The sequence below is a fragment of the Kitasatospora sp. NPDC091257 genome (genome assembly GCF_044757675.1).
GTDB lineage: Bacteria > Actinomycetota > Actinomycetes > Streptomycetales > Streptomycetaceae > Kitasatospora > Kitasatospora lactacystinica.
In genome coordinates, this window is sequence record NZ_JBIVVI010000285.1 from 1 (window position 1) to 8,330 (window position 8,330).

10 protein-coding genes are annotated in these 8,330 nt (G+C 71.7%); 5 read left to right on the forward strand and 5 right to left on the reverse strand.

Translation table 11 applies throughout. The features are described 5' to 3' along the window. Both ACIQOV_RS15700 and ACIQOV_RS15705 read right to left on the reverse strand, forming a co-directional pair. A partial coding sequence (locus ACIQOV_RS15700) for a hypothetical protein (RefSeq protein ID WP_401048877.1) occupies positions 1-234 on the reverse strand: 234 nt, incomplete at its 3' end. Next, positions 227-739, reverse strand: coding sequence for a SigE family RNA polymerase sigma factor (locus ACIQOV_RS15705; protein WP_401048878.1), 513 nt, complete (start codon positions 737-739; stop codon positions 227-229). The genes ACIQOV_RS15705 and ACIQOV_RS15700, both read right to left, overlap by 8 nt. A 252-nt stretch (positions 740-991) precedes the next feature. Here ACIQOV_RS15705 and ACIQOV_RS15710 point away from each other — a divergent pair, with 252 nt between their 5' ends. Both ACIQOV_RS15710 and ACIQOV_RS15715 read left to right on the forward strand, forming a co-directional pair. Beyond that, on the forward strand, positions 992-1,780 hold the full coding sequence (locus tag ACIQOV_RS15710; RefSeq protein WP_401048880.1) for a hypothetical protein: 789 nt from the start codon (positions 992-994) through the stop codon (positions 1,778-1,780). Between the two features lie 300 nt (positions 1,781-2,080). Continuing rightward, the gene (locus ACIQOV_RS15715) at positions 2,081-3,598 is read left to right on the forward strand and encodes an FAD-dependent monooxygenase (RefSeq protein WP_401048892.1); all 1,518 of its coding nucleotides are present in this window, start codon (positions 2,081-2,083) and stop codon (positions 3,596-3,598) included. 150 nt (positions 3,599-3,748) lie between these two features. Here ACIQOV_RS15715 and ACIQOV_RS15720 read toward each other — a convergent pair whose 3' ends face one another. Together ACIQOV_RS15720 and ACIQOV_RS15725 are read right to left on the reverse strand one after the other, a co-directional pair. Next, the gene (locus ACIQOV_RS15720; protein WP_401048882.1) at positions 3,749-4,483 is read right to left on the reverse strand and encodes a hypothetical protein; all 735 of its coding nucleotides are present in this window, start codon (positions 4,481-4,483) and stop codon (positions 3,749-3,751) included. After that, entirely contained in the window at positions 4,443-5,471 is a 1,029-nt protein-coding gene (locus ACIQOV_RS15725; protein ID WP_401048883.1) for a phosphotransferase family protein, read from the reverse strand. Before ACIQOV_RS15725 ends, ACIQOV_RS15720 begins: the two co-directional genes overlap by 41 nt. 89 nt (positions 5,472-5,560) lie before the next feature. Between ACIQOV_RS15725 and ACIQOV_RS15730 the strand changes: the two genes are divergently transcribed. After that, entirely contained in the window at positions 5,561-5,794 is a 234-nt protein-coding gene (locus ACIQOV_RS15730; protein WP_401048885.1) for a hypothetical protein, read from the forward strand. Between the two features lie 177 nt (positions 5,795-5,971). On the opposite strand, the gene ACIQOV_RS15735 is transcribed toward ACIQOV_RS15730, so the two are convergent. Next, positions 5,972-7,195, reverse strand: a complete 1,224-nt coding sequence (locus ACIQOV_RS15735; protein WP_401048887.1) for a glycosyltransferase — start codon at positions 7,193-7,195, stop codon at positions 5,972-5,974. On the opposite strand from ACIQOV_RS15735, the gene ACIQOV_RS15740 reads away from it, so the two are divergent. Both ACIQOV_RS15740 and ACIQOV_RS15745 read left to right on the forward strand, forming a co-directional pair. Then, the gene (locus ACIQOV_RS15740) at positions 7,194-7,337 is read left to right on the forward strand and encodes a hypothetical protein (protein WP_401048889.1); all 144 of its coding nucleotides are present in this window, start codon (positions 7,194-7,196) and stop codon (positions 7,335-7,337) included. The two genes, ACIQOV_RS15735 and ACIQOV_RS15740, sit on opposite strands and share 2 nt — an antisense overlap. A 248-nt stretch (positions 7,338-7,585) precedes the next feature. Next, positions 7,586-8,122, forward strand: coding sequence for a hypothetical protein (locus tag ACIQOV_RS15745; RefSeq protein WP_401048890.1), 537 nt, complete (start codon positions 7,586-7,588; stop codon positions 8,120-8,122). Positions 8,123-8,330: the final 208 nt, after the last annotated feature.

Genomic DNA, 8,330 nt, shown 5'->3' on the forward strand with positions numbered 1-8,330 from the left:
GGGGGTCTCTGTGGTGGCTGCTCCTTGTCGTGGTCCCGGTGAGTGCGGCGCGGACGGGAGAGCCAGACACAGGGCTGCTGCCGTGCAGGCCGCGACCGCGCCCAGGGCCCGTCGGCGGTGGCGGCGCCGGTCGGCGCGTCGGCGGATCTCCGCAGCGGGCAGGGTCGGTGCGGGCATTTGCGTGCCGAGCAGCCGCAGCCGGTCGGCGAGGGTGTCGTGGATGGGGTCAGACACGGAGCTTTCCTTCCTCGCCGGTCGGGGCCCGGTCGGCGAGTCTGGCCGCGAGCGCGGCCCGGCCGCGGGCGAGGCGGCTCTTGACGGCGCTGACGCTGGCGCCGGTATCGGCCGCGACCTGCTCGACGGAGAGGTCGCACATGTGGTGCAGGACCAGGGCGCTCCGCTGTGCCTCGGGCAGGTCGCGGAGCGCGGCGACCAGCATCAGGTGTTCCTCGGTGGGCGGCTCGACGGTGGGTGGTTCCTGACGGTGGTGGCGTCCGGCCAAGTGCAGGCCCCGGGCCAGACGTCGCCAGCGGGAGACGGCCAGCCGCCGGGCCGTGGTCCGGATCCATGCCTCCGGGGCGTTGCCCGGGTCGAAGGTGCGCCGTCGGTCCCACGCGCGGATGAAGGCCTCCTGGACCACGTCCTGTGCTTCGGACCAGTTGCCGGTTATCGCGTAGAGCTGCCCGGTCAGGCGGGAGAAGGACGCCGCGTAGAACGCGTCGAACTCCTGTGGCGTCATCAAGGGCCTCTCTTCCGGGGCTGTCCGTCGGCTCGCGGCACAGGCGGTGCGCGAGGAAGCACTCCTCGGCCGCGGCGGTGGATCCGTGCGTCCTGGGCGGAGCCTCCCGCCCTGTACGCACGAGCCCCGTCCAGGCGTTGCGCCCACGACCTATGACCTGGATCACGTGCGCGGGGTGCGACCTGCCCGGCGTCAAGAGGCGTACAGGGGTGCCGGCATCAACCGGACGCCCGCAGGAAAGGACACGAATTCATGCGTATCCGCCCGATCATGCTCATCGCCGCCACCGTCACCGCCGCGGCCATCGCGACCGCAGGGGGAATGGCCACTGCCGCAACCGGCACCTCCACGCCCACCCCCACGGCCCAAGGCAAGCCCGCCGGTACGCCCACCGCCACGGCCTCCGACGCCGGCTCGGCCGGCGCCTCGGTGGTCCCCGGCAGCGGCTCGGCCGTTACCGGTGCGACTGCCGCCCCGGCGGCTTTCACCGTCACCAGCACGACGACGGCCCCGATCGAGGCCGGGGCCGTCGCCGGGATCCTGGCCTCCTGCCTGGGCTCCGACGCGTCGCAGTACCACGCGGTGATCGCGGTCCGCGCCCCCGTCGCCTCGCCGGACACCGACGGCGTGGTCGTCGCCGTCAACTCCGCCGACCAGTACGTGCAGTGCGAGTCGAAGGGCCACCAGGGCACCAGCATGTCCGTCCCTCCGACGTTCATCAACGACCGCCTGTGGGGCACCGGCCACCTGATCGAGTACTTCGACAGCTTCAGCACGCCGACCGGTGCCGGGCAGTTCCTCTCGCTGGGCGCCGGACACTACACACCCGATGTCGCCAAGGTCACCATCAGCTACGGCGACGACCCGACGCAGTACCCGGCCGTCATGGCGGGCGGCGCGTTCGCCTACACGGCGGCCGTCTCCACCGGAAACAACGAGAACTCCTTCCCCCCGGCCCCCTACGTCCACGCCTACAACGCGGACGGCCAGGAGATCTACAACCAGAAGACCCAGCCCAACGTCAAGGGCACCCGCCCGTAGACGTCACACCGCACGCACGCTGGTGGGGCCGTCGCCGGCGGGTCCTCGGCCACGTCCCTCGCCCCTTCGCCGAGTGGGCCGCCCGCGACGCCGTCGCGCTCCGCTGACCGGGCAGCCCTGCGGGAACCCCGGGACCGGACACGGACCGGGGGCGCGGAGGGCGGCGTGCCCGGCAGGCCGCCGGTCGGGTGTCAGCGGCCTGTCGGTGATGCGCCGGTCAGATGCAGGTGGGCTCTGGGACCTTCAAGAGGTCCCGCCGGGTGCCGATCCGGCTGCGGATTCAGGGGAAGGGGATCTCTTGTGCATGACGTAGTGATCGTGGGCGCCGGCCCGGTGGGGCTGTTCCTCGCCTGCGAGCTCGGCCTCGCGGGCTGCTCGGTCCTGGTGCTCGAACGGGATCCGGAACCCCGTTCGCCGTTCAAGGCGCTGCCGCTCGGCATCCGGGGCCTGTCCTCCGCCTCGGTCCAGGCGTTCTACCGCCGCGGGATGCTGCACCGGCTGGTGAAGGCATCGGGCGTCGACGACGAGCCCGGCGCGCACCCGGGACCGGACGCGCCGTCGGTTCCCCGTCGCGGTGGCCACTTCGCCGGCATGATGCTCGATCCGGCCAGGATCGACTCCGCGGCCCTGCCGTACCGGCTGCCCAACCCGGCACCGGAGGGCATGCCGACACACGTCGAAGCCATCGAGGCGGTGCTGGCCGAGCGGGCCTCCGAGCTGGGCGTGGACGTCAGGCGCGGCGTCACGGTTTCGGCCATCGCGCACAAGGACGGGAGCGTGATCGCGCAGGCGGGCGAACACGCGTACACGGCACGCTGGCTGGTCGGCTGCGACGGCGGACGCAGTACCGTACGCGGGCTCGCGGGCTTCGACTTCGTCGGGACCGAGCCGCTGTGCACCGGCTACACCATGCTCGCCACCGTCGCCGACCCCGAGAAGCTGAGCCCCGGGTTCAATCTGACACCCACGGGCATGTACCTCCAGCCCGCGGGGGACTACATCGCCGTGCTGGACTTCGACGGCGGCGCGTTCGATCGCTCGCGGCAGCCGACGCGCGACCATCTCCAGACGGTTCTGCGCCGGGTGTCCGGCACCGACGTGACACTGAGCGAGGTCCGTCTCGCGTCGAGCTTCACCGATCGGGCGATGCAGACGACGGCCTACCGGCACGGACGCGTCCTGCTCGCGGGCGACGCCGCTCACATCCACTCGCCCCTGGGCGGGCAGGGACTCAACGCCGGCATCGGCGATGCCCTGAACCTGGGCTGGAAGCTGGCGGCGGCCGTGCACGGACACGCGCCGGACGGACTTCTCGACACCTACGGCCGCGAGCGCCATCCGGTGGGGTCGGCGGTGCTCGACTGGTCGCGCGCACAGGTGGCGGCCATGCGGCCGGACCCGCACGGCCAAGCCGTCCAAGGGGTGATTCGCGACCTGATCAACACCCGTGACGGAACGACCTACGTGTTCGAGCGAATATCGGGATCGTCCATCCGCTACGACCTCGGCAGCGAGCACCCGCTGGCCGGCCGCAGCGCCCCGGACTTCTGCCTGGAAGACGGCACCCGTCTTGGCGACCTGATGCGGGACGGACGGGGCGTCACGCTCGACTTCAGCGCCGACCGATGCCTGCACGGTCCGGCGAGGGGCTGGGAGAGCCGGATGCGGTACGCGGCCGGTCCGGCGAAGGACGACCTCGGATTGGGTGCCGTGCTGGTCCGGCCCGACGGCGTGGTCGCCTGGGCAGGCGATCGCGCACCTGATCGTGAAGCGTTCGAGCGGGCCGCGGACCGCTGGTTCGGCGGTCCGGAAAGCTGAAACGGGCGCCGCCCGGCACCCGGCGTCGCCTTCGGTTCCGAAGTCCCGGACGGCGAAGGCCCGACCCTCAACATCGTGGGACCCACCCCGGCGGCCTGACGGCCGCCGGGGTCGTTTCACACCGCTCCGTCGATATCGGGCCCGTCGCTTTCACGAAGCTCGGATCACGCCCCGGACCGGCTGCGGGTAGCCGATCTCGGCGATGTCCTCGGCCAGGTCCACGAGGGTGAGCTCCGAGTTCAGCGATGACACGAGCTTCCGGCTCAGCGGTCGCAAGGCATAGACGTCGCGCACCGCTTCCAGGTCCACGGGAACCTCGTAGGAGTCCTCGGCGAAGCGCTGGAACGCTTCCGGCGAACGGTCGACCAGGAGCTCGAACAGGCCCGTTGCCCCGTCGGGGTCGGAACACTCGGCGGGGAAGTCGATCATGCCGTGCCGCCACCGATCGTCCGTCGCCTCCCGCCACAGGCAGGCCGTCACGACGGGAACGTCGTCCTCGTCGGTGAACGCCGGCTCCTCGACGAAGGGCCTGAAGACCTCCGGAACCTCGTCGATCACTCCCGGCCAGGGCTCGCCGTCGTTGCCGTACGGGCTCATCGGCGCTTCGTGGTCGAATCCACGGACATAGGCCCCGGCAGCCGAGAACACGATGGAGTACTCGTCCCCCGACCCGTTGCGCATCGACGCCATCTCCTCGCCGTCGGCCCAGCCCGCGTTGAAGGAGTAGTACCGGCCTTCCCAGTCCGGGCTCAAGATCGCATCGAGCATCGCCAGTGAGCGGCACAGGTTCCGCAGGTCGGCGATCGAAGGGAGCCGGCGGGCTACGTCATGGACAGTCACGTGCTCATCCAAGCGGATGCCCCTGACACCCAGGATCTCCCCCACGGCTGTCACACTCACCAGCAGCGCCGAAGTCAGGTGGGTCGACTCGCGACGGTTGAATACGCGAGCCCACCAGTAGCGCCCCGAGCTCCGGAAGCCGGCCGAACAGGTCGGGGAGGCCGCGCACGCCGTTGCGCACGGACTCGTGAGACAGCGCGAGGCCGGGGCCGGTGCTCGCCTCGACACCGGCGAGGCACCGGAGGATGTTCCACCTCGTGTGCCCCAGCCAGCCGGCGACCATGAACACGAACCAGCTCGGACCAGACGGCGGCAGCGCTCCGCCCCCCGTGACATAGCCGTCGAGGACCGAGCGGAAGACGGCGGGCTCGATGCCGTCGAAGCCGGGCCCCTTCGCGAGGCTCAGCGCGGTCGAGCCCAGCTCGCCGGACAGGTCGAGCATCCCCGAGAGCTCCCAGTCGAGCACCACCGGCCGCCCCTCCCGAGCGAGCAGGTTCCACGGCTGGATGTCCCTGTGGGTCAGCACCACGGGGCCCGGCCGTTCGCAGGTGTCGACGAAGTGGGCGATCGCGAGGAACGTCTCGACGTGAGAGGCGAGTTCGTCGGCCCACGGCTGTCCGGTCGCCGCCGCCCGCGCGGCGAGCTCGGGCCAGTCCCGTGACGTCGGTTCCTCGATCGACTCATGGGGCCACGCGACGTCGAGCGCGTGGATGCGCGCGAGGATCTCACCGATCTCGAACGCGTACGCCGCCGACACCGGTGCCTCCGGCACCTTCTCTCCCTCGACCCATCGATGAACGAGCGTGCGGTGGCCGGCCGAGATCGGCTCCGGCATCGGGATGCCGGCGGCGAAGGCCGCCCGCTCGAACCTGAACACGTCCTCGACACGATAGGTCCAGCGGCGGTCGACGAGGTTCAACTCCTTCACCGCGAAGGACCCTTGGTCGGTGTCGAGCCGGTACATCCGGTTGGCGAACCCGCCGTGGACGCGAGTCATCGGCCCGATCGGCGTGCCGAGATGCGAAAGGTCCATCCACGCATGCTAGTGCCGGCAGTCCCTCTGGCCTGCCGGCCTGCTGGATTGGCCCGTGGTGGCATCGCACGGCGTGGGACCATCTCGGCATGCGACTGATTGCCGATGGGGCCACGCCGACCTCGCGGTTGGTCCTGGTGGAGGACTTTGAAACCGACAACGGCTACGCCTTCGAGCCGGCAAGACCGCTCTTCCTGGCCGTCGGCGATCGAATCGGCTTCGAGGACGGGAAGCCGGTCGTCGTGCGGGTGAGCGGAGAGCGGCTGGTTCCCGTCGGCGGCTGGTCCACCCGCTGCGACATCAGGGCCGGCCGACGCAGCTGACCCGTGCCGCCAACACCCCTCTTCGGGCCGCCTGTTGAGACCGTCACGGCCTGGTCGTCCACCGGACAGCAGTACGGCCTCGGCGTGATCTTGTGCGTTGCGAAGCACCCATGATCGGCTCGGCTCCGCCGCCCCGGTCGGGCCGTCGGCGGTCAGGCCGTCGGCGGGCGGCGGGGCTCAGCGGCCGGGGTTCTCGTCGATCCGGGCGATGTGGTCGAGGACGGCGCCGGCGCCGTCCTCGGCTGCCATCAGCCCGGCGACGACGGCCGCACGGCGGCGGACCGGCTCGGCCAGCGCGGCCGTGATGGCGGCGGCGAGGCGTTCGGCGGTGAGGTCCGCGAACGGCACGGGCTGCGGGGCGACTCCCAGCCGGTGCAGCCGTGCCGCCCAGAACGGCTGGTCGACCATGACGGGCACCGGTACGGCGGGGACGCCGGCGCGCAGCGTGGCGCCGGTGGTGCCGGCTCCGGCGTGGTGGACAACGGCGGCGGTTTGGGGGAAGAGCCAGTCGTGGGGGAGGTCGCCGATGGAGAGGATGCCGTCGCCCGCCGCCTCCAGGCCGGCCCAGCCCGCCTGGACGACTGCGCGCACGCCGGCTTGCCGCACGGCCGCCGTCACCAGTTCGCCGAGCCGGGCACCCTCGCCCGGTGCCATGCTGCCGAAGCCGATGAACACCGGGGCCGGACCGGCGTGGAGGAAGTCGAGCAGTTCGGCCGGGGGTTGCCAGTCCAGCGGCCGGGCGGGCCACCAGAAGCCCGCCACGTCGACCGGGGCCGGCCAGTCCGCCGGGCGCGGCAGCAGCAGGGGGCTGTAGCCGTGGACGACCGGTCGGGTGTGTCCGAGCGGCGGCGGTGGTGTCGTGCCGGGCAGGCCGAGGCGCTCGCGCATCCGGGCCACGGCGCCCGAGAACAGCCGGTCCGCGCTCCGGAGCCGTTCCTGGCCGGCGGCCAGGTTGCCCTCCGGTCCCAGGTCCTCGCTGCCGGCGGGGCCGGGCAGCGGGAACTCCCTGGTGGCGAAGGCGGGCGTGAGGTAGGTGCCGAGGACGGGCACGCCGTGGGCCTCCCCGGCCGTGCGGCTGAGCGGCGACGGGGCGAAGGCGGTGAGCAGCAGGTCGGCTCCGCCCGCCACGGCGTCCGCCACGCCGTCGGCGAGTCCGTCCACGAACGCGGTCATCAGCGCGCGGGTCTCCTCCGGGGAGGTCGCGCGGGCCCTGGCGCGGATGAGTTCCTCCGGGTCCCCCGGCAGCGGCCGGTGCTCCAGGCCGCAGGACTCGATCAGTGTCGTGAAGGTCGGATGGGCGGCCACGGCGACCCGGTGCCCGGCGTCCATCAGGCGCCGGCCCAGGCCCGTGAACGGTGCGACGTCCCCGCGGGAGCCGGTGGTGACGATCAGGATGCGCATGGAGGTGATTCTCCACGACGGGCCCGTACTCGTTCGGCTCCGCCCGCTCACCGCCGGGGACCTGGGGCTGTACGGACGGCTGCTCGCCGGGCGCGCCGCTCTCACCGCCACCGACCGCGCAGAGGGGGCCAACCTTCGTTGAAATTTGGCCGATAATAAATCGACCCCGCCTCTTGCCTCAACCTGCGCTCCCAGGTGCATAGTTAAAGCCCGGCTCAAGGCGCACACCTGTGGAAACGCCTTCCCATTGCGTCGGCCCCAGAAAGCGGGGCGCGCGAAAGAGGTTGTTTCCCGTGCGAGAAGAGGGCATCTCTCGGAGGGGGCGGCTCGGTGGCAAGGCATGGAATTCGCAGGTTGACAGCGTTGGGAAAAGCCGTCATCGCGACAGCGGTGACGGTCTTCACGATCTTGGCGACCACGGGTACGGCCGGTGCCGTCTCTGGACCAGGCCCGAACAGTGCCCGCCCCGACTTCTCGGCCCAGGCGAGGAGCGTCGGGCTGAACACTTCTCAGGCTGCGGCACTTCAGGACACGGTCAACGGCTATCTGGCCACAATGGGCGGGACCCAGACGGCCATCAACAAGATCGACCTGAGCGCGGGAGGGAGACTGCTCATTCCGTTGCCCGGGGAGCAGCGGGCTCGTGACCTCTCCGCGCCGGACGGTCCCGAAGAGTTCTGCCCGTACACCTATGTATGCGCTTTCAGCTTGCCGAACTTCTGGGGCACGTCCCTGCAGTTCTTCACCTGCAATCAGCTGAATCGCATCACCTGGACCGGGACCGGATCGTGGATCAACAATCAGCGGGCCACATTGCACGCCAAGTTCTACGACCGCAACGGAAATCTCGGCTGGACTTCACCCGGTGGCTTGAGCTGGGACGTTGAAGCCTCCTGGGACTGGGTCTGGTGGCTCAGCCCCTGCTGAGCCGGACCGCGCGCCGGTATGGGCGCCCGCCGGCGCCGTGCCGGGCCGGTGGACGGGCGCTGCCGGGCAGCCGTGGGGGCGGGCGCCCCCCGCGGGGGGGGGGGGCGCCGGGCCCCCGCCGGGGGGGGGGGCGGGGGGGTGCGCGCCGCGGCGGCCCCGCGGCCGGGAGGACTCCCGGACCGCGCTGCGGGCGTTGGCCCGGCTGTGG